The following is a 21,694-nucleotide window of genomic DNA, read 5'->3' as shown; positions in this document are numbered from 1 at the left end:
GCCGTTCCAGCGGTATCGGCCTTTCGGTCCCTTCCGTCCATGTTAATGCCGGGGATGTCGGGCCGCCTGAGCTCCCGTGGCCGCCTCATCGACCGGTGAGAGCTGCGTCACTGCCGGCGCCTGCCGCCGCCTGTCGGTCCGCAGGTGTGGAATGCGCCACTTGTGGGGGTCGGTGGTGAAGGGGGCGGCGTGCTCGATGGTCGTACCGATCCCGCGCAACCCGCAGGTGGCCAGCGCATATACCGGTTCCGGCCTGTTTTCCGGACGAATCGCATAATGATCAAAAAATCGGGCAAATCCACTCATTTCTGCCACAACTCCCTTTGCGGTCATAAGCGACTTGATGGTGTGTCAGCCCCGAACGTGCGAGCCATAATCGGCCCCGGTCGTCTCCGGAAGCAATGGAGCCATCGGGACACCGATCGACCTCCCACGCGGATCGCCGCACCGGACCGACCCCCAAGGCGCTGTACATGTCCCTGGCCCGCCGCACCCGACTCGCGGCCCTGCTCGCCGCGCTCTCCGTCGGCACCGCCGGAGTGACGGCCTGGGCCTACGGACACGGGACCGAGCACCCGCAGGTGGCCCCCGAGGTGCTCGTCACCCCGAGCGTGACCGAGGGCTCCGCCCTGCAGATCGTCGCGCACCCCGACGACGACCTCTTCTTCATGAACCCCGACCTCAGCCGCTCCATATCGACGGGCATCAAGGTCACCACCGTCTACCTGACCTCCGGCGAGTCCGACGGCAGGAACGAGGCCCACAGCCCGCACCTGCAGGACGCGGCCGGTCCCGCCGACCGCGCCGCCTACGCGGAGGCCCGGCAGAACGGCATACGCGCCGCCTACGCGCAGATGGCCACCGGGGACCGCGCCAGCGCCTGGCAGCGCAAGTCCGTACCCACCGCCGGTGGCGGCAGCGCCGAGGTGGACGTCCTGGTCGCCCGGCCCCAGGTCAATCTCGTATGGATGGAGCTGCGCGAGGCCCGCAGCATCTCCGGGGACAACCCGGAGAGCCTCCGTGGCCTGTGGGACGGCCGGACCCCCGCCCTGGGTGCCCAGCTGACCTCCGGGACCCCGGTCAAGGACTGGTTCTCCTACACCAAGGACCAGACCGTGGCCGCCATCGCGGGCGTGTTCGAGGCGTACCGGCCGACGACGATACGGACCCAGGACCCGACCCCCGGCAGGGCGGAGGGCGGCGGCGCCTTCCTCGACCACCAGGACCACATCTACGGCGCCCGCTTCGTGCAGGCCGCCGTCGAGCGCTACGCCAAGACCACGGCCCGGCCGCACTTCTCGGTCCAGAACTACGTGAGCTACCCGAACAGCTCCCTGCCCCCGACGCTCGACCCGCAGACGGCCGAGGAGAAGCTCGGCTACCTCAAGACCTACGCCTGGACCGACCACCAGGACTGGTGCGGCAGCCCCGCCGGCTGCGGCGACCGCAAGACCGCGACCCGGCCCACCGGCGCCGGCTGGAGCCAGACCATCCGCTACAGCCGCGGTGACGGCACGTCCTGGATGACCGAGGGAGTCTCCGGACGGCTGTGGGCCTTCGCCGCGCTGGACGGCCGTATGGCGTACTGGTCGCGCAGCGGCCCGCAGGCCCTCTGGCAGGGCCCCGAGTTCCTGTCCGGCGACGGAATCGACTCCGGGGCGGCGGCCGTCCGCCTCTGGGACGGCCGGATCGGCGTGTTCGCCACCCGCACCACGCTCGGCGCGACGCCCCAGGAGTACGGCCGGGAGATCGTCTACGCCGTCCAGAGCACGGTCGACGGCGGCTTCGGGCCGTGGCGGTCGCTGGGCAGCCCGGACACCGTGGACAGGTCCGGCACCTCGGCGATCAGCGGGGCGTCCGTCGCCGTGGACCCCGAGGGCCGGATGACGGTGTACGTCCGGGACTCCCGCCGGACGCTGCGCGCCCGGGCGCAGGAGACCCCGGGCGGAGACTTCGGCGCGTGGCAGGCCCTGGGCGGCGCCGGCCTCCAGGGCGATCCGGTCACCGCGACCGACGCGTCGGGGCGGCGCCACGTGTACGCGGCCACCGCCGGCTCCGTGCTGGCCTGGGTCCAGCCGGCACCGGAGGCCCCGTTCGGCGACCCTGTCCCGACCGGGCTGCCCCAGACGACGGGCGCGCTCTCGGTGCGTCCCGAGGGCGACGGCGTCCGCCTGTTCTTCCGCCGGCCCGGTATCGGCACCGTCGCCACCAGCCTGGCCCGCGCCGACGGGCCCGCGCCGGAATTCTCCCCGGTCGCCGAGGCCGGCGGCCTGGGCGGCTACGGCGCCGTGGGCATCGCGGGCGACCTGCTCGCGGGCCGCGCGGGCGCGGGCACGGTCGGCGTGGCGGCCACCGACGGACCGCAGCCCTGGCAGGAGTCCCAGATGCTGTACACGGGAGCCCCGGCCGGTGTCGCCGAGGGGGCCGGTACCGCCGTCGCCGCGGCGCTCGGCCTGGACGCCGACCTGCACGTCATCACGACGGTCCCCGCAGGCGGCGCCACGGCGCCCGGCAGCCGGACCCCCGCCCCGTGGCACCGGGCCGTCCAGCCCTGGACGCTCGCACAGGCCGGCCGCCCGGGCACGACCGTCGCCGGGGGACAACCCCCTCGGTGACCTGCGCCGCAGCGTCCGCACTCGGTCCCGGCACCCCCGCGGCGCCGGGTGGCAGGGCGGAGGGGGGCGGGCGAGGATGTCAGGCAGACCACCTCGCGCAGCCAGGGCGGCCGCACTCGGACCAACGGGCGATCGGGGCTTCCATGACCCCTCCTCTCATCTCGTGCCGACGCAAGTGCGCAGGACCCGGAACAACGATGCGCGCCCTCGCCGCCCTGGCCGCCTGTACGGCACTGGTGGCCGGATGCGGCAACGACACCGTGCCCGACTGGGGGTACCCGGAACTCGGGAAGACCCTCCGGTCGCTCTCCCGCGATCTCGACCAGGCCTGTGAGCGGACGGAGACCCCTGAGAGTTGCGCGAAGGACCTCGACCGGCTCACAGCGCCGGCGGAACGGGCCTTCGCCCAGGTCCTGGAGCACAAGCTGCTCGATGCCGACACCGTGGCGGCGATGAACGAACTGGACAGGGCGCGGGAGGCCCGCGTCGCCGCCGCCGAGCAGGCCCGGACCCGGCGGGATCCGCACCACCATCCCCTCGCGCGCGCGGTGGCGGCCGAGAAGCTCGCGTACGAACACCTGCTCGCCGAGCTGGAGCGCCTGCGCACCGCCCCGCCGCCCGGTGACGGAACGGACCCGGTCTGAGACGGCGTCCACACGCTGAAGGGCTGAGCGGCCTGAGCGGCCTGAGCGGGCCGAAGGGTCTTCGGGTCTACGGGTCTACGGGGCTGCGCGGATTCGGCGCTACGGCGTCCGGGGCGGTGCGGGGAGCGCTCCGCCGTCGAGCACCACCAGGGTGAGGACGACGATCGAGCCCGTCCAGGCCAAGGGCGCGACCGACGAGGGCCGGCCCGCCCGGTCCACCTTCTCGGGCAGCTCCCCGAGCGGGTTCCGCTTGGCGAGGACCCAGTCCAGGACCTGCCGCGCCTTCGCAGGCTGCCCCGTGCCCGCCCATGCGAGGGCGAAGAACGAGGTGCTCGGGGTCCAGGCGTTCGCACCCCAGGGCGCGGTCGGATCGTTCCCGGGGGTGAGCCCCCCGTTCGGCAGCAGCAGCGCCTTGTACGTGGTGTCCAGCGCCCGTGGCAGATCGGCCGGGGCCGTGTTGAACGGGGGCGCCATGAAGGCCACCGCGCTGTCCTGTCCGTGCTGTCCGTCGGCGGTGCGCTGATAGCCGAGGGGGGCGAACTTCCGGGTGATGCCGGTGGAGAGCCGCCCGGCGGCGCCGGACCAGCGGGCCGCGTCCTGCGGCCGGTCCAGTTCGCCGGCGAGGTGCGCGGCGGCGTTGAGCCCGGCGAGCAGGGGGGCGGCCGTACCGATGTTGGTGGTGGTCGTCATCACCTCCCAGTAGTCCGGGGAGGCCGGGGGCAGCCCGTCCGTGCCGAGGGAGGCCGCCGCGCGGTCGGCCGCCTTGCGGATCATCGGGTAGAGGGCGGTCAGCCGGGCGCTGCGGGTGGCGGGAGGCGCCGTCAGGTACCACTGCCAGGTGGCCCACGGCACCCAGCCGTTGGCGTCGAGCTGCCACCGTCGGCTGTCCGGCGGGCCGGATCCGTCGAGTTCCGTCCGCGCGTCCCAGGTGCCGTCCTTGCGCTGGACCGCGGCGCTGTAGCGCAGGATCCGGTAGGCCTCGGCGTCGTGGCCGGTGTGCGCGAACGCGGCGCAGGCGAAGCTGGAGTCGCGCGGCCAGGAGTACATCCAGCCCGGAGACCAGCCCGCCGCCATGGCCCCGTTCGGCCGCAGCAGGGCGCGCATGGCCAGCAGGGCCCGCTCCGCCGCCGCGCGCTGGGCCGCCGAACCGCCCGGCACCCGGCCGGCCGCCAGCCAGGCGCGGCTCTCCGCGATCTGCAGACGGGCCGTCGGGTCCTCCGGGGGCACCACGACCGACGCCGTCCGGCCGGCGGGGAGGTACCTCCACCGGCCGGACAGCAGCCGCAGCACGTGGCTCCGCTCGACGTACCGCGCGCCCCCCGCCACGGCAGGTGTGACGCCCTCGGCGGCGCTGGTGTTGGAGAGGAGCCCGACGGTGGGGGCGACGAGCATCGACAGGGGCGCGTAGCGGCCCTCGGCCTCGCCGTGGCTCTGATGTCCGAGGGGCCGGACGAAGAACACCGGACGCCCTTCCTGGGAGGGCCGGCCGACAGGGCTCCCAGCGACGCACACGGGGAGGGCGACGCTCGCGAAGGATGCCGTCACGGCAGCCCAGCGGACGAGCCGGGCAGCATGCATCGCCACTCCTTCGGTCGGGCTTCCGTGCGCGCGGCCCCCGGAGCTCCCATCGTGGGCCGGATGCACGGAGCCCGCCACGACATGCCCGCCGCCCGGGTGACGGCGGGGGAGGGCCTGACGAGGCCTCGCGTTCCCGCACGGAGCAACGGACGCGGCGACGGAGCAGCGGCGGCGACAGGGGCGAAGGTGCCGGTGGCGCACGGCAGGAGAGCTGCGGGCCCGGCCCCCGCGGCTCTCCTCGCGGATGCCGGTGGGCGGCGGACCGTGCACATTGATGTGACCGGAGCCGGCAGGCGCATCGGCCGTCGGAAGTCGGTCCGGCCGCACCTCGCTGCGAAGGACTGGTGAATGAGCACTGCTTCGACCGAGGGGAATCGCCGGTTCGTCCGCAGGCTCCTGCCGGTCGCGGGCGGCGCCCTCGTGGCGGCGGCCGGAGCCCTGATCGCCGTCGGCTGCTTCCTCGGCCTCTACGTCCGGCCCACCTCGGACGACTGGTGCGCCGCCTGGAAGTCCCGAGATCTGGGCGTCCTCGGCATCACCCACGACTTCTACGCCACCCAGAACGGCCGGATCACCAACGCCTTCCTGAGCGGCATCGTCTACGGCGACGGACTCGCCGGCATGAAGATCCTTCCGACCGTCATAGCCATCGCCTTCACCATCGGCCTGGTCCTGCTCGGGATCCGGTTCCTGCGGTGCCTCGGGGTGGAACCCCCGGTGCTGCTCCTGACCGCCGCCGCCCTGGCCGTCCAGGCCGTGATCTACTACGGCGGCACGCGCAGCTATCAAGTCCTGCTGTGGGCACCGGCCACGATCTCCCACACCATCCCGAGCGTCATCGGAGTATGGGCTCTGCTGCTGGGCATCTGGACCGTCCGCCAGCCGCGGGCCGCCCTACGCGCGGGCGGCTTCGCCGCGGCGTTCCTCATCGGGTTCGTGATCGGCACCCTGAGCGAGTCGTTCTCCCTCGTCAGCGGCCTCCTCGCGGCCTGCGTGGGACTGCTGGCCGTGCCCCGCCTCGGGCTGGCACGCACCTGGCATCCGTTCACCTGGTGTCTGCTCTGGTGCGCCGGGGTCGTCTGCGGGCTGATCGTGCTCACCACGTCCCCCGGCGCCCGGTGGCGCCGTGCCCAGCAGCCGCCCAAGGATTCCATGCTCTCCGCGGGCGAACTCCGGGGCACCTACGAGGACTGGCTGCACATGTGGGACACCGTCACCGGCCAGTGGGCCTACCTGGGGGCCGCCGCCGTCGGCGTCCTGCTGGGCCTGGGGGCCGGGCTCGCGGCGCCCGTGCCGGCGCCGGGGAAACGGGAGTCGGGCCCGGCCGTCCCGCGGAAGATGCTGGTCGCCCTGCTGTTGCTGCCGGTGCTCGTGGTGGTGCTGGGATCCTTCGCGGTGGTGGTGGGGCTGCGCAGCGGCTACGGACCGAGCGGCTGGACCTACGCCCGTACCTGGACGAACTACCTCGTACCGATGGAACTGGCGCTGTGCGCCTACGGCGTCCTGCTGGGGGTGTGGGCCCGCCGGTACCTGGCGCGCCGGGGGGCCGCCGTGGCCCTGCCGGCGGGCATCGTGATCGCGGCCGGACTGACGCTCGCCTCGCTGGCCGTCCTCGTCCCGAGCGTCAAGCAGCTCACCACCGCCACGGTCACCCGCGCGGTGGCCTGGGACGCCCAGAACTCCCGTATCCGGACGGAAGCGGCCGCGGGTGCCACCGACCTCGGATACCGGCCCATGTACATCGGGAGCCTGGCTGAACCCTTCTTCACGTCCGACTACCAGCGGGACTGGGTCGCGGCCTGTGTCTCCACCTGGTACGGCATCGAGCGGATCCACCGCCTCTGAGCACGGTCGTACGGGCTCAGCCGCGCCGCACCGCACGGGCCAGGAAGTGACCGGCGGCGTCCTCGTACTCCTCCAGCTGCCAGCCCGTGGTCTCCAGCGCCCGGCGGAGGTTGCCCTCGGCGAGGAGGTCGCCGGGGTCGAGGGGGCGACCGTGCCGGGCGGCGCGCTCCGCCCGGCCCGACGGGTGGAAGAGCAGCAGGACGCCGTCGGCCACGGTGATGCGGGCCCACTCGTCCAGGGCGGCGGCCGGGTCCGGGAGGTGGTCGAGCAGCCCCGCCGAGAAGATGCCGTCCAGGCAGGCTCCGGCCAGTGGGAGCCGGGTGCAGTCGGCGGCGAGGAGGGACCCGTGCCGGGTGCGGCCGTGCCGGGCGGCGGCGGCAAGCATGGCCGGGGTGAGGTCGACGCCGAGCACCTGGCCGCGGGGTCCGACCTGCTCCCGGAGCGCGGGCATGGCCCGGCCGGTGCCGCAGCCGAGGTCCGCGGCCCGCCCGCCGGGGGCCAGCCGCAGCCGGGCGATCGCCGCCTCGTAGGCGGGGGTCTGGTAGGCGAACCGCTCCTCCCAGGCGTCGGCCCGGCGGGTGAAGAAGGTCCGGGTGGCCGTGTGTTCGGCGCGGGCGGCCACCAGGGTGGCGAACCGGCCGAGGAGCTGCTCACCCCACGGGTCCAGGGGGAGCTCCTGCGGCAGGAAGCGGACGCCCCAGGCGCTGGCGCCGATCCGGAACGCCTGCTCCGGGTACCCGTCGCAGGAGGCCAGGACCACGGCGTCGGCGGGCAGTTCCAGGGGGTCGCAGGCCGGCCGCAGGTACGGGGAGGGCCGGGCGGCCCCGGCGAACAGCGGGTCGGAGCCGGCGGCCCGGGTGAGTTCCACCGGCGGGCGGCCGGGGGCGGTGTCGGGCCGGGCTCCCGGGCCGGCGCCCGCCTCCCGCACCAGCAGTCGGGTGCCGGGTTCCAGGGCCAGTACGGGCACCTCCGCGGCGAGGGCTTCCCGTAGGAGGGCCGGATCGGCGGCGCCCAGGACGATCAGGCCCTCCACCCCCGCGAGGTCGGCGGACGGGCCGGCATCGTCCGCGAGCGGGACGGTCCGGGAGGTCAGACCCGCTGCGGCGAGCACCTTGCTCACGGCGGTGGGAGCCTGCCCGGCCGCGGGCTGCATGACGACTACCGCCATACCTCAGTCCTTACATTCGAGCTGATGTTGCTGTTTCAGGCTGTATCTGCGCAAGCATGCCCACATCGAGGCTGCATATGCCAGATGTGCTCCGCTCCGTGAGACGGTCGACGGGAAACGCGGCGACCGGAACGCGGCGACCGGAGCCCGGATCCCGGTGGCCGGAACGCAAAGAGGCCCCCACGTGCCGAACACCGCGATCGGCATGCAGGGGCCTCTTTTGCCGGTGCTCCCCCTGGCGGCGAGAGCCGCTCGACCGTCGCGGGGCCGGTGTACGTGCCGTCGGCCGGCGTCGACCCGGCAGGGCGACTGGGCGTGGACACGGAGGCGGGCCGAAGCGGCCTGCCTGGAGTCAGTTAATCATCCACAAGGTGAATGCGCCATAGTGGATGGCATATGCGAGGCGATGAACTCTCCTATCGTGGCGTGTGCCTGTTTCGGCGCGGCCCGTCGATCGGAGGATCACAGGGGCCGGCCCGGGAGCGGGACTCGGCGCGGCTCGTGCCCGGCGTGCGCGGCAGGGTGGTCCTGCCGGGGCCGTTCTTGGTCACGGCTGCTGGAAGCCCGCCTCCTGGAGGATCTTCTGGGCCTCCGGCGAGGACAGCCACTGGACGAAGGCGTCGGCGGCGGCGGTGTTCCTGGCGGCCTTCAGCGTGGCGGCGGGGTAGGAGGCGACGGCGTTCTGGTCGGGTGGGATCCCGACCGAGCCGACCTTCCCCTTGGCCGCGGTCGTGTCCGTCCTGTAGACGAGGCCGGCGTCCGCTTCGCCCAGCTCCACCTTGGACAGCACGGCCCGTACGTTCGGCTCCAGCGAGACCGGTTCGACGGTGATGTTCTGCCTGCCGAGGATCTCCTGGCTGTAGCGCCCGGCGGGGACCTCGGGAGCCGCCAGGACGACCTTCAGGCCGGGATCGGACAGGTCCTTCAGGGAGTCGATCTTGCGCGGATTGCCCGGAGCGGTGGCGATCACGAGCTCGTTCTTCGCGATCACGGTCGGGGTCCCGGTCTCCGCCTTGAGGCCGTCCATCGTCCTGGTGTCCGCGGTGACCAGGGCATCGGCCGGGGCCCCCTGCCTGACCTGGGCGGCCAGCTCCTGCGATCCGGCGAAGGAGAAGATGACCTTCGTGCCCGGGTGCTCCTTCTCGTACGCCGCCCCGATGCTCTTGAACACGTCGGTGAGGGAGGTGGCGGCGAGCACGGTCAGGTTCGCTGCCGGTACGGAGCCCGACGCGGAGGCGGCGGTCGGTGCGGCGGCCGCGGAGGTGCTGGTGCTGCCACCGCCGCAGGCGGCGAGGACGGGAACGAGGAGGGCGGCGCAGAGGAGGCCGGCGGCCGCCCGGCGCTGTCGGAGGTGCAGGAGGAATCGCATGGCGGAATGTGTTCTCCGGTCCGGTCGTCCGTATCCCACGCACGCACGGCATGAGAAACGGGAGCGGTGCTGCATGTGCTGCCAATGGAGCCTCGCCGGGCCCGCATCTGCAATGCGCCGCCCCCGGGCCGAGGGGCCGCCAAGTCCGCCGGCCGGCCGAACGTCCTGGTTCGGGCGGGCGAAGGGACCGGAAAAGGAAAGGCCCGAGGCCTTTCCGGAATACGCCAGGAGCGTGCGTCTATTCGGTTGGCGAATGCGACGGAGTGCTCCGGAACCCTGCGCGAGGCGGGCCGGCGACGTTCACATCGGCGGGAGGCGGGAGGTGAGCGGATCGGAGCGCAACCGCAACCCTCCCGCGGGGACCCGGAAACGCCCCGGGCCGACAGTCGTGTTCATGCCTCCGACGACCGCGCCTACCCTCGCGCCCGCACCCGCCCCCGATCCCGACCCCGTGTCCGCCGCCTCCGCTTCCAGGGCCCCGGCACGGCCGCCCGTGGTGTCCTGGGCGCGGGCCCGGATCCTGGCCCACGGCGCGGCGCGCCCGCTGCCCGCCCGTACGGTCCCCCTGTGCGACGCGGCCGGACTCACCCTGGCCGACGGCCTGCCCACCCTGCGGCCGCTCCCGGGCTTCGACACGGCCGCGATGGACGGCTACGCGGTGTCCGGCACCGGCCCCTGGCGGGTACGGGCCGCCGTCCGCGCGGGCGCGCCCTGGGCGGGCGTACTCGGCGCGGCGGAGTGCGTGGAGATCTCCACCGGGGCCGAGGTACCGGCCGGGGCCCGCGCCGTGCTGCCGCTGGAGTCGGCGGTGACCACGGACGACGGCCGGGTGTCCGGCCCCGTGCCGCCGCCGGGCCGGCACATCCGGCGCACCGGCGAGGACGCCCCCGCGGGCCGTCGTCTCGCCCCGGCGGGCACCAGGATCGGCCCCGCGCTGCTCGGGCTCGCCGCCGCCTGCGGCCATGACACGCTGCTGGTCCGGCCGCGCCCCCGGGTCGGCGTACTGGTCACCGGGGACGAGCTGGACCACGCGGGTGTTCCCGGCCCGGGCCGGGTGCGCGACGCCCTCGGTCCGCTGCTCCCGGCACTGGTCGCCGAACTCGGCGGTGAGACCGAAGAGGTGCGGTACGTCCCCGACCGGCCGGGCGGGCGTCTGTCCGGGGCCGTGCACGCGGTGCGGGGCGCCGAAATCGTCGTGGTCACCGGCTCCACCTCCGTCGGTGCCACCGACCAGCTGCGCCGGCTGCTGGAGGATACCGGGGCGCGGATGGTCGTCGACACCGTCGCCTGCCGGCCCGGCCACCCCATGCTGCTCGCCGAACTGGCCCCGGACCGCTGGGTGGTGGGGCTGCCGGGCAACCCGTACGCCGCCCTGGTCGCCGCCCGTACCCTGCTCGGCCCCCTGATCGCGGGTCTGTCCGGACGCGGCCTCGGTGCCCTGCCGCACGTTCCGGTGCACGGGCGGGCGCGGCCCGCCCCCGGACTGACCCGGCTGGTGCCCGTCGCCTGGGACGGCGCGCGGGCCCGGATCACCGAAGGGCACGGCGCCGCGTCCCTCCAGGGGGCCGCCGTCGGCGACGCCCTCGCCGCGATCCCCCCGGACTGGACGGACGGAGCTCCGGCCCCCCTGGTCCTGACGGCCGGCTGACGGCCCGGAGGAGATCGAGTGGAGGCGCGGCCCGCGGCCCGCGTCGCCGCAGGCGCTCGGTCCGTTCCTGGGCGCCGATCGGGACCGGGGCAGTGGGTCAGCGGGCGATCGCGTCGAGGTGCTCGTAGAGCGCCCGGTGCCCTTCGGCGCTGGGGTGCAGGCCGTCGACGAGCAGGTCGGTCCGCTCGCGCAGCGGCTCCCACAGGTCGAGGTGGTCGATGTGGTTCGCCTCGCACCAGGATCGGAGGAAGGCACGCAGGGCCAGTGCGCGCGCCCGGGTGAAGCGCAGGCCCTCGTAGTCGCGGGTGCGGTCCTCGTCGAGCCAGGACGGCCCGGCGACGACGAGCCGGGCGTTGTGGCCGAGGGCGGTGGCGGCCAGCGCGTCGAGGCAGGCGGTGAGCTGCGTGAAGTCGGCGGCTCCGCCGGCGTGGGCGTCCGCCGTGGCCTCCGCGGCGGCGAGCGGTACGGCGGAGTCGTTGATTCCGGCGGCGACCAGGAGGGTGTCGGGCCGGCGGGCCGCCAGCAGCGCGGGCGTCTGCTCGCCGACGTCGGCGAGGGTGCTGCCGGGCACTGCCAGGTTGAAGAGCCGGCGTTCGGCCTCGTTCCCGGCGATGTGGGCGGCCGCCAGACGGCCCGCCCAGCCGCCCCGCGGATCGCAGCGCCCGTAGGCGATGCTGTCGCCCACGATGACGATGCGCTCCGCCGGGCGCAGCGGCTTCGCGTCCAGGTAGGCCCAGGTGCTCTCGCCGGAGGAGAGGACCACCCGCCGGCGGGTGTAGTCGTCGACCTCGTAGGCGTCGGCCGCGGCGAGCTCCCCGTCGGTGAGGTGCAACACGGCGCCTTCGACCGAGGCGCCGAGCCTGCGCTCCAGGATCAGATGCACGTCCAGCCCGCTGGCCGCGATCACCGCCGGATCGGTGATCTTCAGGGGCCGGGTGGTGTAACCGGCCAGCGACGCCGGTGAGGTGGGCACGGCTCCGCCGAAGAGAGCGGTCTGGACCCGCTCGTCCATCAGCGTGCCGAAGGAGAAGAGGGTGTGTGTGCGTGATTCGGTCACAGTGAGCCGCAGGGCCTTTCTTCACGGAGGGTCAGGTTTCACCCTAACGGCCGACGGCCGGAGCCGCCGCCGGTCATGACCGGCCCGCCGCGCCCCGGACGCCCCGTCACCGGCCGGCGAGCAGCGACCGCCGGGTCTCCGGATCGGGGTCCTCCAGGAACCGGAACAGGGACGGGAGTTCGGCGAGGACCGGATCGAAGGCAGCCGCGTCCTCGTCGCCGCGCTCCGCCCGTCCGGGCCCGCGCCCGTCGGCGATGTCCGCGAGCCGGTGGATCAGTTCCGCCCGTACACGGGGTACGTGCGCGGCCGCGTGCGCGAGGAACGGGATCGCGGCGAGCGTGGCCGAGTACACCGCGTTCCAGCGGGTCAGCACCCACAGCGGGCGCACCAGCTCGCGTGCCGGGCGTCCGTCGTCCGCGTACAGCGCCCGGATCATCCGGGGAACGTTCGAGGCCTCCGCCCGCTGTCCGTGCCGCAGCGACGCCCGGTCGACGGAGTCGAGTTCGTCGGGTGGTCGCATGACCGGAACGGTAACCCGAGCCCCCTGCAGGGCGAACGGGCCGCGGGGATCACCCGCGCGGGCTCCATCGGTCGCAGTACTCGACGTGGATCTCGCGCGCGGCACCGAGGACTCCCTCGGTGGAATGGAACTCGGTGCAGAAGTGCGGATGGCCCGGATGGGCGGCCACGTATCCGGGACCGTGCCGGGCGACATCGAGGAAGTGCGGGGCGGTGGCCCGGAACACCTTCGCGCTGCCGGTCATGAACAGGGTCTCGGCATGGAGGTGCTGGTGGAACAGATCCCGGTTCTCCCGGTGGTGCCGTGCCTCGTCACCGGCCGAGGATCCGCCGGCGGGCGCCGGACCGGGGACCGTCAAGGTCACCGTCTGCGGGCGCCCCGGGCCGAGCCGGGCGCGGAGTTCCTTCCAGCGGGCGGGCGCGAACTGGAGCGAGTGGTGCAGAAGCACCAGATCGAGCTGTCGTGTCCCGGCTTCCGGCCGCCCGTGCGCGGGGGCGCGATTGCCGCGCATCGGCAGGTGGACCAGCGAGCGCGGTGACGAGGCGGCGAGCAGCCACAGCCCGCCGATCAGATACGCGGCGTCCTGATCGAGGTAGGTGTCCAGGTAGCGGTCACGGTCGAGGAGTACGGCCCGGACGGGCGGCTCGGCCGGTCGGACGACCTTGAACTCCACCGGTCCGAGACGCACTTGGTGAATGGTGACCGAAAGCTTCAGACGACGCATCGCGAAAGCCCCTGCACCGCACGCGTCTTGTCCGCGGCGCCCACCCGGGGGACACCGTCGACCGCCGTACAGATAGCGAAGACGCGGTCGTGGCCGGTCCAGCCGTTCACCCGGCCCCGGTTGTTGCTGATCTGCACCCGCTTCCTCGCCGGGTCCACGGCCGACACCAGGTGCAGGTACACCGTCCCGGCGACACGGGCGAGGACGATGTCCCCGGCCTTCAGCTTCGACGGGTCGGCCGGAGCGACCACCACCCGCTGACGGCTTCGTATCAACGGGACCATCGAGGAGCCGGTCGGCCGGAACTCCACGGTGGCTCCGCCGGCGACCCTGCCGGCCACTGCGTCCAATGCACCCATCCGTGGATGCTCGCAGATCCGGCCGCGGGACCCCATCGATTTACGCCTGCGTCACGCCTGCCGCACGCTCGCGTGCGTACGGCGGCCTCCCGGCGTGTCTGCGGTGTGTCTGCGGCGGTCCGTTCCCGGCGGGCGGTATGGATGGTGGGTCGGGGACGAGAGCGGGGAGCGGCGCGTGGCGGCGATGGTCGGACTGTTCTGGGTCACTCCGGACGCGGTGTACGTGGGGTCGCCGCCGAACGCCATCGGGACCGGCGTCCGGCTGACCGCCGAGGGCCTGGAAGCCGCGGATCCCGACCACCCCCGGACGTGGACATGGGCGGGGCTGCGTTCCGCCGTGGTCGAGGACGTGCCCGGGCACAACCCTGTGGGCCGTGCGACGAAGGCCCTCGGCGCGATGATCTCGGCCGCGATCGGAGCGGACTACCTCGGCGAGGGCGCGCCGGAGATGGCGCTGCGCCTGGTGACGGAGGAGGATACGCACGAGGTCACCGTCCACGCGGCGGTGGCCGGCTACCCCGCCGAGGAAGCCCGGCTCTCCCAGGAGCTGATCGACCGCTTCGTGGCCGGAACCGCGGACCCGCGGGCCGTCGAGGCGTGGGGCCGGGAGCACGCCGCGGAAGGCACCCCCGATCCGCGTGCGCGGGAAGCCCTGCTGCACACCTGGGCGCAGCAGTAGCCGGTACCGCCGCTCCCGCTCCCGCTCCCGTTCAGTCGATGCAGAACTCGTTGCCCTCGATGTCCAGCATCGGGATGCACGCATCGTTGCCGTCGTACAGCGTGCGCACGTGTACCGCCCCGAGAGGGACCAGTCGTGCGCATTCGGCCTCGAGAGCGGCGAGGCGCTCTTCACCCACGAGTCCGGTACCGACCCGCACGTCGAGGTGCAGCCGGTTCTTGGCGGCCTTCCCTTCGGGGACGCGCTGGAAGTACAGCCGAGGACCCACGCCCGAGGGATCGGTGCAGGCGAACCACGCGTCCTGCTCCTCAGGGGGCAGCGAGCGCTTGAAATCGTCCCAGTCGGCGAACCCCTCCGGGGGCGGCGGGACGACATACCCCAACACCTCGCACCAGAAGCGGGCGAGGCGCTCAGGTTCCGCGCAGTCGAAGGTGACTTGGAACTTCCTGATCGACGACATCGGTCCAGCATAGGGGCGTGATCTAGGACGACTCCTGGAGGTAGGCGGCGATCATCGCGAGGTCGTTGGCGATGGCCAGCACCTCGGTGGGGTCGGCGCTCGGTGTGGAGGCGCCGTTGACACCCGCGTAGAAGGTGTCGAAGCGGCCGCCGCCCTTGTCGAGGTAGCCCGCGATGGTGATGGCGCCGACGGCCAGCCGGTCGTTGAGGGCGTCACCGCCGACGGCCGCGCCGGTCTTGGCGAACACCTTCCCCCGGGCCGGACAGTCGCGGCAGTTCTCGGCCAGCAGACCGTCGACCCCGAGGATGGGCAGGGCCTCCCGGAACAGCCGTGCGTCCGGGGTCCGTTGCCAGTACGCCAGCATCTGTACCAGCACCTGCGGCGTGGCCCGGTCGGCGGGATTGCCGCCCCGGCCGTCCATGAGCTGTGCCTGCTCGCGGTCGACGCCGGCCTGGTCGAGGAACTCGGCGAGCACCGGGAAGCCGGCGGGGCACTGGTCGCTCTTCGCGCTGACGGCGAGGAGGCAGATGCCGAGGTTGGCGCCCAGGTTGTGGCTGACCTTGAGGATCAGCTTGGCGTACTGGGCGTAGGGCGGGGAGGTGTACGCGGCCACCCGGGGCCGTCCGTCGTAGTCGCGCGGCAGCCGCCCCACCGGGTTGGCTCCCGACGGGTCGGCGGTGACGTGTACCCCGGCACGTTCGAGCGCCTCGATCAGCGCGACGCGTCCGAAGGCGGCCGGGTCACCGATCGGGGAGGTGCGCAGCAGCGGTTCGGAGCCCGCCGCGATCGTTCCGGTCAGGCGGATCCGTGTGCCGCCGTCCGTGGCCGTCACCGTGACCGCGGTCGGCTTCCCGGCCGCCACGGTCTTCACCGCCGAGGTGACCTGGTAGGGCGCGACCTTGGGCCGCCAGTCCAGCCGGGCGTCCGCGCCGGGCCGGTCCCCGGGGGTGGTCATGAGGTCGATCAGGTTGTCGTTGATGATCAGGGGCGTCGGCGTGGGGACGAGCTCCGGGTCGGGGAGGAACAGCCGGCTGTCCACGATCACGTCGCCGTCCACGCGGGTGATGCCAGAGGCGCGCACCTGCCGGGCGAGCAGGTCGATCCCGGCGAGCGGGTTCTCGGGGGTGAGGGTCGCCCCGGGGAAGTCGTTGGCGTACGTGTGGTCGAGGTCGGTGTACGCGACCGTGCCGTCCGGGCGCGTACGGCCGCCCATGGTGAGGTCGCCCTGGGCGACGAGGTCGAGGTCGCCGGTCAGCGTGGCGCCGTCGCGCTCGCCGACCGCGTAGAGCGGGGTCACGAAACGGTGGTCGGCGCCGAGGGTGTGCCACGGGCCCGAGACACTGATCAGCTTGGCCGTGGACCCGGGGATGAAGAACTGCTCGGGGAAGAGGCTGTGCACCACGCGGCCGTCGTCCGGGTCGGTCTGCAGGAGGCCCCACTGGGCATTGCGGTAGTCCGGCTTGCGCATGATCTCCCTGATGCGCGGGTCGAGGCCGGCGAGGCCCGTGTCGCCGGCCGCGGACGGCGTGGTCGAAGCCGTGGTCGGGGAAGCGGAAGGGGACGGGGTCGGGTCCGCTCCGGTCGCGGTGCCCGAGGCGAGGGCCACGAACAGCAGGGCGGCGCAGGCTGCGGCCGTACCGCGCCGCAGTGGTGCGGGGTGGATCGGTCTGCTCACAGCGCGCTCCGTTCGTCGCGGCTGTCTCCTCCCGAGGCCAGGAACCAGCGTGGCACGGCCGCGGCGGGCGGGCGCGCCGGGCGGTTTCACTCCTCGGTCGGCAGCCAGCAGCCGTGCAGGCCGAGCGGGACGCGTACGGGGATACGGGCACGGGCCACCGGGCCCGAGGCGGGATCCTCCGCGGGGATGACCAGGAACCAGCTCGATCCGTCCGTGCGGTCCGTGGCGAAGGTCAGCCAGTGGCCGCCCTCCTCGGACCCGGACCCGGACCCGGACCCGGAGCCGGACCCGGAGCCCGGCTCGGGGGCGAAGACCGGCTCGCCGACCGAGAGGTCCCCGGCCGGCCAGACGCGGGAGGTGCCGGTCTCGTCGTCGTACCAGCGCACGGCGTCGTACTCGCCCGGCAGCAGGTCCGTCCGCCCCGTGTCGGTGGCCAGTGCGGTGTACCGGTGGCGCCGGCCGATGCGCCGGTCGTCGACCCGCGGGAACTCCACCCGGGCGTCGTCCAGCGGGGTACGGGCCATGCTGCCGGCGGCGGGGTCGATGCGTGCGCGTACCAGGCCACCGCTGACCGGTTCGGCGTCCTCCTCCGGGCCGCCGACGGTGAGCCTGCTCCACTGCACGTAGTCGAGTACCACCGGGGCGTCCGCGCCCGGGCCGTCGTCGTACGCGTTCACGGTGTGCCACGTCCAGAAGGCCTCGTCCGCCGCCCAGCGCACCGGCCCTCCGTCGCGCGGGATCAGCGCCACCCGGGTGCCACGCTCGGGGCGCCAGGCCAGGAAGGAGCCGCCCGTCATGGCCGCGGCGAGGTCGAAGAAGGCCGGGGCGAGGACGAGGACCGCGTAGCGGCCGGTCAGGGCCATGTCGTGGATCATCATCGGCTCGTCCACCCCGTCGACGGGCGTGGGCCCACGGCTGACCGCGCCGTGGTGGTCGATGACGGACCAGGTCAGGTAGGGCGGCTCCAGGCCGTAGCAGAAGACGACCATCTCGCCCGTGACCGGGTCGATCTTCGGGTGGGCCGTGATGCCGGCGGGCAGGGCCCCGCCGAAGCCCTCGCGGCCGAGCGTCGCCAGTTCGGTGTCGATCCGGAAGGGGCAGGCCGATTCGGCGAGGGCCAGCAGGCGGCCGGCGTGCCGGACCACGTTGATGTCGGGCATGTCCCGGAAGGTGCCGGCGAGCTCCGGTCCCACCTGGTCGGCGTCCGGCATGATCATCGATTCGACGCCGCCCCACAGGGCTCGGCCGGCGCGCTCCTCCGCCAGCAGCGCGGGGGTGCGTACGAAGCGGTTGCGGTAGCGGGCCCGCCCACCAGAGATCCACACGCCGTGCAGCATGCCGTCGCCGTCGATGGGGTACAGGTACGAGCCGATCGGCGTGAACCGCGGATTGGGGCCGTTGCGCAGGTACAGGCCGTCCAGGGTGTCCGGCAGCTCGCCCGTGACCTCCAGGTCCGCGACGTCGACCTCCTCGGACACGGGCGCGAAGGACCCCAGCAGGTGGGGGACGCGGGCGGGGTCGAAGCGGGGTGGCACGTAGGTGTTCACTGGACCTCCCGGGTGCGCGGTCCTCCATGGGCGCGCTGGTACGGCACCTTCCAGTGAAACGCGCGCCGGGTGCGGGTGCCAGACGACCCCGGACCGCCCCCGACCGCCCCGGGACCGGCCGGGTCGGCCGGCCTCAGGCGGAGTCGAAGAGTTCCTCGTGCGCGCCGTCGAGGACGAACCCGTTGTCGAAGCGGACGCGGACCGTCACGCGGAGCTTCTGCTCCTGGAAGGCGGTCCACGCCGGTTCCAGGGAGGCGACCTTCTCCCCGAGCTGCTTCCTGCTCCCCTCGGGCATCTGATGGCCGAAGGAGTCGAGGAGCGACTTCAGGCGCTCGTACTCGCGGACGTCCTCGCCGCTCTGCGGCTGGTGCTCGTCCACCCGCTCGACGGTGCCCTCGGTGCCCGAGGCCAGGGCCAGGAACCCGGCGACGGGCTCCCCCGCCGCCGTGACCGGACCGGTCAGCGTGAGGTCCGCGGCCAGCCTCACCCGGAGGCCTTCGTTCAACGTCATCGATCCTTCATCTCCCCGGTCGGTGCCCGAGCCTATCGGTGGCTCGCGCACCGGGCCCGACCGGCACCGCTCAGCAGGAGAACGCCATCGGCCGGTCGTTGTCGTCGTGGTCGCCGCCGATCCGGATGGGCGGGTCGAGTGCGTGCGCAGCCGGTCCGGAAAGGCCCGCCCGCACGGCCCGCCCGCACGGCCCGGACCATCAGCTTGGAGAGGACGGTCGTCAGGGGCGGGCCGACATGTGGTCGGCGACGGCCTCGTGGGTCAGGTGGAGGCCCGCCCGCAGGACGGCGTCGTGGCGGGTGGGGTGGGCCGCGCGGTGGACGAGGTCCAGGCCGCGGGCCCGGTCGAGGTCCGCGGCGCAGTCCTCGCCGCGCAGGGCGGTGTCCAGGGCGCGGGCGGTGGCCCGCACCAGCAGGGCGAGGTCGCGCAGGGCGGGATCGGGAGCCGCACCGGGAGCGGGAGTCGTGCACGGGCCGTCGGTGCGGGCGCGCTCGCGGAGTTCCTGGGTGAAGTACTGGAGGGTGAGGGCGCTCCGGGCGGCGAGCCGCAGCCGCTCCCCGAGCCCGTCCGGCGGGCGGCTCGGCGTGCGCAGGTACAGCCGGGGGAGCCGGGCGCGCCGGGCGGCCCGGTCGTAGGACGCGAGGCCGTCGCGGGGGCGCAGCCACAGTTCCGCCTCCCCGGGGAGCTCGGGGGCGGTGGGCGGTCCGCCGCCGGCGAGCCGGGCGGCGACCGTGCCGAGGAGGCCGCCGAGTTCGCTCCGGTACGCGTCGAGGCCGTCCGCGGCCGACCGGTAGGGGTCCGGCGGCCACAGCAGGGGTCCCAGCAGGACGACGGTGGCGATGCCGACGGCGCTCTCCACCAGGCGGGCCAGGGCATAGCCGGGGAGGGCGGTCGCGTAGATCACCAGTGCGGTGATCAGGGCCTGCTGGTTGGGGGCGCCTCCCTGGTACATCAGGTACATGCCCGCGCAGCCGCAGGCCAGTACGGCGAGGAAGGACACCGAGGCCGCCGCCGACACCGAGGTCACGGAGGAGGCCGAGGGCGGCGGCAGCCAGTGCAGCACGAGCGTGGTCAGCGCCACGCCCACGACGACGCCGGCGAGCCGGTTCCACCCGAGGCGCGGGGCGGCGTACACGTCCTCGCGGAGGATCAGTACGGCGGGCAGGGCGGCGGGCACCGGGACCGTGCTCGTGCCCCACCAGAGGCAGAGGAACCAGGGCACGGCGGCGCATACGGCCAGGCGGGTGGCGGACCGCAGCCGGGCGCGGGGCGGGGGGTTGTGCGGAACGGTGACCGTACCGGGCATGGCGGACATCGTAGGCGTGTACGGCCGGCCGCGGCGCCATCGACGGGACGGCCGGGCCCGCCTATGATTCCGACGCGCCACGCACCTCGAACATGCATACCCACAACGGGCGATGGCCGCCCCCGGGACCCTTACCGGGACGCCGTCCTCGCCCGACGAGTTCGGAGGTTCCGTTGAGCACATCCACGCGCACCTCGCGCACCCCGCGCACCTCGCGCAGACTGGCGGCGCTGGCCGTCGGCCTGACCGCTGTCCTGGCGGCGTCGGCCGGTCCGTCCTTCGCCGCGCCGCACAGTTCGACCGGCCCGGCGGTGACGCGCACCGCGGCCGCCGCCCCGTCCGTGGTCAACCCGGGCAACCAGGTGTCCCTCCAGTACGACTCCGCGTACTTACCGATGACCGCCACCGGCGGCACGGCCCCCTACTCCTGGTCCGCGGTGAACCTGCCCACCGGTGCCACGATCAACGCCTCGACCGGCCTGATCTCGGGCCTCCTGCGCGGCAGCGGCATCCGTACCGTCACCGTCACCGCCAGGGATGCCGCGGGTGCCACGGGCTCCGCCACCTTCACCTGGCGCGTGATCCGCGACGCCTGTCCGCGCTGCTGACCGCCGCCCGGCGCCCCCGCCCGCCACCACGGCCGGGGGCGCCGGGCCGTACTCCGAGGGGAGTGTCCTGTCGGGCAGGATGTGCGGATGAGCACGACGGAACCGGCAGTGAGGGCGCGGGCGCTGGCCACCCTGGGCGGGCGGCGCGTCCTGGGCATCGCAGGCCCCCCGGGGGCCGGGAAGTCGACACTGGCCGCCCGCCTCGCGGACGCGCTCGGGCCGGAGCGGGCCGTCGTGGTCCCGATGGACGGGTTCCACCTCGCCCAGGCAGAACTGGACCGGCTGGGCCGCGCCGACCGCAAGGGCGCCCCGGACACCTTCGACGCCGCCGGCTACGTGGCCCTGCTGCGCCGGCTGCGCGCACCGCACGGACCCACGGTGTACGCGCCCGCCTTCGACCGCGCCCTGGAGGAGCCGATCGCGGGCAGCATCCCCGTGCCCCCGGACGTACCGCTGGTGATCACCGAGGGGAACTACCTGCTGCACGACGCGGGGGAGTGGGCCTCGGTACGCCCCCTGCTGGACGAGGCCTGGTACCTCGCCCCGGCCGAGGACCTCCGCCTGGAGCGGCTGATCGACCGTCATGTGCGGCACGGCAAGGACCCCGCGTACGCGCGCGAGTGGGTGGCCCGCTCTGACGAACGCAACGCGCGACTCGTCGCCCTGGGCCGTCACCGCGCCGACCTCGTCCTCGACGCCGGCTGACCGCGCGCGGCGGGTCCGGGACTCACCGGGCGGCAGCGGCCGCGGGGCTCACGGGACGCGCCAGACGTTGGCGAACGCCGCGTTCTCGATGGACCGCCGCTGGCGAACGGCCTCCAGTTCCATCACGGCGTCACCGACGACGGCCAGTACGGTCGTCACCGCCTCGTCGTCCGGGCCCGGCTCGTCCTCGGACCGCGCGTCACGGACGCCCACGGCCGCGGCCAGAGAGGCGAGCACGGGCTCGTCCGCCTCCAAGCGGCTCAGGGCCTGGCGGTGGGCGGGCGTATCGGCCACTTCCAGGCGATCGGATCCGAACGGCAGCAGACCTCGGCGTCCCCGTGTCAGCTGACCGGCTTCCTCGAGGGCCGCCTGGTAGGAGGCGGAGAGGTCACGGCCGCGGCGCCACAGCCAGTCCTCGACCCGCTCGTACGGCGTCTGCCGGGTGAGCGCCGAGGAGGCCTCGGCCAGGAGCGCGTCCTCCAGCGCGGGCTGTCCGCCCGGCACGATGCGGTCGCCGTCCAGAACGGCGGCCTGCGCGTCGAGGAGATCGATCAGCTCGGCTCCGGCGAGGGCGAGCGACAGGTCACCCTGGCCGACCGAATGGTCCGGCTGCGGGTCCATGGCGATGATGAACAGGTCTTTCGCCGTGCTCATGAACGGCTCCCCTCGGAGTCAT

20 protein-coding genes are annotated in these 21,694 nt (G+C 74.0%); 7 read left to right on the top strand and 13 right to left on the bottom strand.

The window, feature by feature from the left end; all coding sequences use genetic code 11:
- The first annotated feature begins 473 nt into the window (after nt 1-473).
- Together KO717_RS02610 and KO717_RS02605 are read left to right on the top strand one after the other, a co-directional pair.
- Complete coding sequence (locus KO717_RS02610; protein WP_301364162.1) at nt 474-2,615, top strand: PIG-L family deacetylase; 2,142 nt, start codon at nt 474-476, stop codon at nt 2,613-2,615.
- A 197-nt stretch (nt 2,616-2,812) separates the two neighbouring features.
- The gene (locus tag KO717_RS02605) at nt 2,813-3,259 is read left to right on the top strand and encodes a hypothetical protein (RefSeq protein WP_301364160.1); all 447 of its coding nucleotides are present in this window, start codon (nt 2,813-2,815) and stop codon (nt 3,257-3,259) included.
- A 99-nt stretch (nt 3,260-3,358) separates the two neighbouring features.
- Here the strand turns inward: KO717_RS02605 and KO717_RS02600 are convergent, their stop codons facing one another.
- Nucleotides 3,359-4,837 (bottom strand): hypothetical protein, encoded by a 1,479-nt coding sequence (locus tag KO717_RS02600; protein WP_301364158.1) that lies wholly within the window; start codon nt 4,835-4,837, stop codon nt 3,359-3,361.
- Nucleotides 4,838-5,185: 348 nt separating this feature from the next.
- Here KO717_RS02600 and KO717_RS02595 point away from each other — a divergent pair, with 348 nt between their 5' ends.
- Nucleotides 5,186-6,682 (top strand): DUF6056 family protein, encoded by a 1,497-nt coding sequence (locus tag KO717_RS02595; protein WP_301364157.1) that lies wholly within the window; start codon nt 5,186-5,188, stop codon nt 6,680-6,682.
- A gap of 16 nt (nt 6,683-6,698) precedes the next feature.
- On the opposite strand, the gene KO717_RS02590 is transcribed toward KO717_RS02595, so the two are convergent.
- Nucleotides 6,699-7,850: a methyltransferase domain-containing protein gene (locus KO717_RS02590; RefSeq protein WP_301364156.1), complete on the bottom strand. Its 1,152-nt coding sequence runs from the start codon at nt 7,848-7,850 to the stop codon at nt 6,699-6,701.
- Nucleotides 7,851-8,397: 547 nt separating this feature from the next.
- On the bottom strand, nt 8,398-9,219 hold the full coding sequence (modA, locus tag KO717_RS02585) for a molybdate ABC transporter substrate-binding protein (protein ID WP_301364154.1): 822 nt from the start codon (nt 9,217-9,219) through the stop codon (nt 8,398-8,400).
- A 394-nt stretch (nt 9,220-9,613) separates the two neighbouring features.
- Here modA and KO717_RS02580 point away from each other — a divergent pair, with 394 nt between their 5' ends.
- Nucleotides 9,614-10,867, top strand: a complete 1,254-nt coding sequence (locus tag KO717_RS02580) for a molybdopterin molybdotransferase MoeA (protein WP_301364152.1) — start codon at nt 9,614-9,616, stop codon at nt 10,865-10,867.
- Between the two features lie 97 nt (nt 10,868-10,964).
- Here KO717_RS02580 and KO717_RS02575 read toward each other — a convergent pair whose 3' ends face one another.
- From KO717_RS02575 to KO717_RS02560, 4 genes are all read right to left on the bottom strand, one after another.
- Entirely contained in the window at nt 10,965-11,924 is a 960-nt protein-coding gene (locus KO717_RS02575; protein WP_301364151.1) for a GDSL-type esterase/lipase family protein, read from the bottom strand.
- A gap of 106 nt (nt 11,925-12,030) precedes the next feature.
- Complete coding sequence (locus tag KO717_RS02570) at nt 12,031-12,444, bottom strand: hypothetical protein (RefSeq protein WP_301364150.1); 414 nt, start codon at nt 12,442-12,444, stop codon at nt 12,031-12,033.
- Between the two features lie 49 nt (nt 12,445-12,493).
- Entirely contained in the window at nt 12,494-13,132 is a 639-nt protein-coding gene (locus KO717_RS02565; RefSeq protein ID WP_301364148.1) for a hypothetical protein, read from the bottom strand.
- Nucleotides 13,133-13,155: 23 nt separating this feature from the next.
- Nucleotides 13,156-13,527 carry a S26 family signal peptidase gene (locus tag KO717_RS02560; RefSeq protein WP_301364146.1) on the bottom strand — a complete coding sequence of 124 codons (372 nt, stop codon included), beginning with the start codon at nt 13,525-13,527 and terminating at the stop codon, nt 13,156-13,158.
- 175 nt (nt 13,528-13,702) lie between these two features.
- Between KO717_RS02560 and KO717_RS02555 the strand changes: the two genes are divergently transcribed.
- Entirely contained in the window at nt 13,703-14,206 is a 504-nt protein-coding gene (locus KO717_RS02555; protein WP_301364145.1) for a hypothetical protein, read from the top strand.
- A gap of 31 nt (nt 14,207-14,237) precedes the next feature.
- On the opposite strand, the gene KO717_RS02550 is transcribed toward KO717_RS02555, so the two are convergent.
- The 5 genes from KO717_RS02550 to KO717_RS02530 form a co-directional block, all read right to left on the bottom strand.
- Nucleotides 14,238-14,666 carry a VOC family protein gene (locus tag KO717_RS02550; RefSeq protein ID WP_301364143.1) on the bottom strand — a complete coding sequence of 143 codons (429 nt, stop codon included), beginning with the start codon at nt 14,664-14,666 and terminating at the stop codon, nt 14,238-14,240.
- Between the two features lie 22 nt (nt 14,667-14,688).
- Nucleotides 14,689-16,341 (bottom strand): D-alanyl-D-alanine carboxypeptidase/D-alanyl-D-alanine endopeptidase, encoded by a 1,653-nt coding sequence (gene dacB, locus KO717_RS02545; RefSeq protein WP_301364141.1) that lies wholly within the window; start codon nt 16,339-16,341, stop codon nt 14,689-14,691.
- 86 nt (nt 16,342-16,427) lie between these two features.
- Nucleotides 16,428-17,876, bottom strand: coding sequence for a carotenoid oxygenase family protein (locus KO717_RS02540; RefSeq protein ID WP_437184623.1), 1,449 nt, complete (start codon nt 17,874-17,876; stop codon nt 16,428-16,430).
- A 145-nt stretch (nt 17,877-18,021) separates the two neighbouring features.
- Nucleotides 18,022-18,399 (bottom strand): hypothetical protein, encoded by a 378-nt coding sequence (locus tag KO717_RS02535; protein ID WP_301364139.1) that lies wholly within the window; start codon nt 18,397-18,399, stop codon nt 18,022-18,024.
- Between the two features lie 220 nt (nt 18,400-18,619).
- Nucleotides 18,620-19,705, bottom strand: coding sequence for an FUSC family protein (locus KO717_RS02530; RefSeq protein WP_301364138.1), 1,086 nt, complete (start codon nt 19,703-19,705; stop codon nt 18,620-18,622).
- Nucleotides 19,706-19,878: 173 nt separating this feature from the next.
- Between KO717_RS02530 and KO717_RS02525 the strand changes: the two genes are divergently transcribed.
- Complete coding sequence (locus KO717_RS02525) at nt 19,879-20,313, top strand: Ig domain-containing protein (RefSeq protein WP_301364137.1); 435 nt, start codon at nt 19,879-19,881, stop codon at nt 20,311-20,313.
- Between the two features lie 87 nt (nt 20,314-20,400).
- The gene (locus KO717_RS02520; protein WP_301364136.1) at nt 20,401-21,018 is read left to right on the top strand and encodes a nucleoside/nucleotide kinase family protein; all 618 of its coding nucleotides are present in this window, start codon (nt 20,401-20,403) and stop codon (nt 21,016-21,018) included.
- Nucleotides 21,019-21,066: 48 nt separating this feature from the next.
- Here KO717_RS02520 and KO717_RS02515 read toward each other — a convergent pair whose 3' ends face one another.
- A complete protein-coding gene (locus KO717_RS02515) occupies nt 21,067-21,672 on the bottom strand; it encodes a GOLPH3/VPS74 family protein (protein ID WP_301364135.1) in 606 nt (201 codons plus the stop codon).
- Nucleotides 21,673-21,694: the final 22 nt, after the last annotated feature.

Source organism: Streptomyces xanthophaeus (assembly GCF_030440515.1).
Taxonomy (GTDB): domain Bacteria; phylum Actinomycetota; class Actinomycetes; order Streptomycetales; family Streptomycetaceae; genus Streptomyces; species Streptomyces kutzneri.
This window is presented reverse-complemented; position numbering and strand designations above follow the sequence as displayed.

What these genes read in the sequence shown, in the direction of transcription:
- KO717_RS02560 (WP_301364146.1), bottom strand. Translation starts at nt 13,527, where the DNA reads ATGGGTGCATTGGACGCAGTGGCCGGCAGGGTCGCCGGCGGAGCCACC.
- KO717_RS02530 (WP_301364138.1), bottom strand. Translation starts at nt 19,705, where the DNA reads ATGCCCGGTACGGTCACCGTTCCGCACAACCCCCCGCCCCGCGCCCGG.
- KO717_RS02515 (WP_301364135.1), bottom strand. Translation starts at nt 21,672, where the DNA reads ATGAGCACGGCGAAAGACCTGTTCATCATCGCCATGGACCCGCAGCCG.
- modA (WP_301364154.1), bottom strand. Translation starts at nt 9,219, where the DNA reads ATGCGATTCCTCCTGCACCTCCGACAGCGCCGGGCGGCCGCCGGCCTC.
- KO717_RS02550 (WP_301364143.1), bottom strand. Translation starts at nt 14,666, where the DNA reads ATGTCGTCGATCAGGAAGTTCCAAGTCACCTTCGACTGCGCGGAACCT.
- KO717_RS02605 (WP_301364160.1), top strand. Translation starts at nt 2,813, where the DNA reads ATGCGCGCCCTCGCCGCCCTGGCCGCCTGTACGGCACTGGTGGCCGGA.
- KO717_RS02535 (WP_301364139.1), bottom strand. Translation starts at nt 18,399, where the DNA reads ATGACGTTGAACGAAGGCCTCCGGGTGAGGCTGGCCGCGGACCTCACG.
- KO717_RS02580 (WP_301364152.1), top strand. Translation starts at nt 9,614, where the DNA reads ATGCCTCCGACGACCGCGCCTACCCTCGCGCCCGCACCCGCCCCCGAT.
- KO717_RS02610 (WP_301364162.1), top strand. Translation starts at nt 474, where the DNA reads ATGTCCCTGGCCCGCCGCACCCGACTCGCGGCCCTGCTCGCCGCGCTC.
- KO717_RS02590 (WP_301364156.1), bottom strand. Translation starts at nt 7,850, where the DNA reads ATGGCGGTAGTCGTCATGCAGCCCGCGGCCGGGCAGGCTCCCACCGCC.
- KO717_RS02600 (WP_301364158.1), bottom strand. Translation starts at nt 4,837, where the DNA reads ATGCATGCTGCCCGGCTCGTCCGCTGGGCTGCCGTGACGGCATCCTTC.
- KO717_RS02520 (WP_301364136.1), top strand. Translation starts at nt 20,401, where the DNA reads ATGAGCACGACGGAACCGGCAGTGAGGGCGCGGGCGCTGGCCACCCTG.
- KO717_RS02595 (WP_301364157.1), top strand. Translation starts at nt 5,186, where the DNA reads ATGAGCACTGCTTCGACCGAGGGGAATCGCCGGTTCGTCCGCAGGCTC.
- KO717_RS02570 (WP_301364150.1), bottom strand. Translation starts at nt 12,444, where the DNA reads ATGCGACCACCCGACGAACTCGACTCCGTCGACCGGGCGTCGCTGCGG.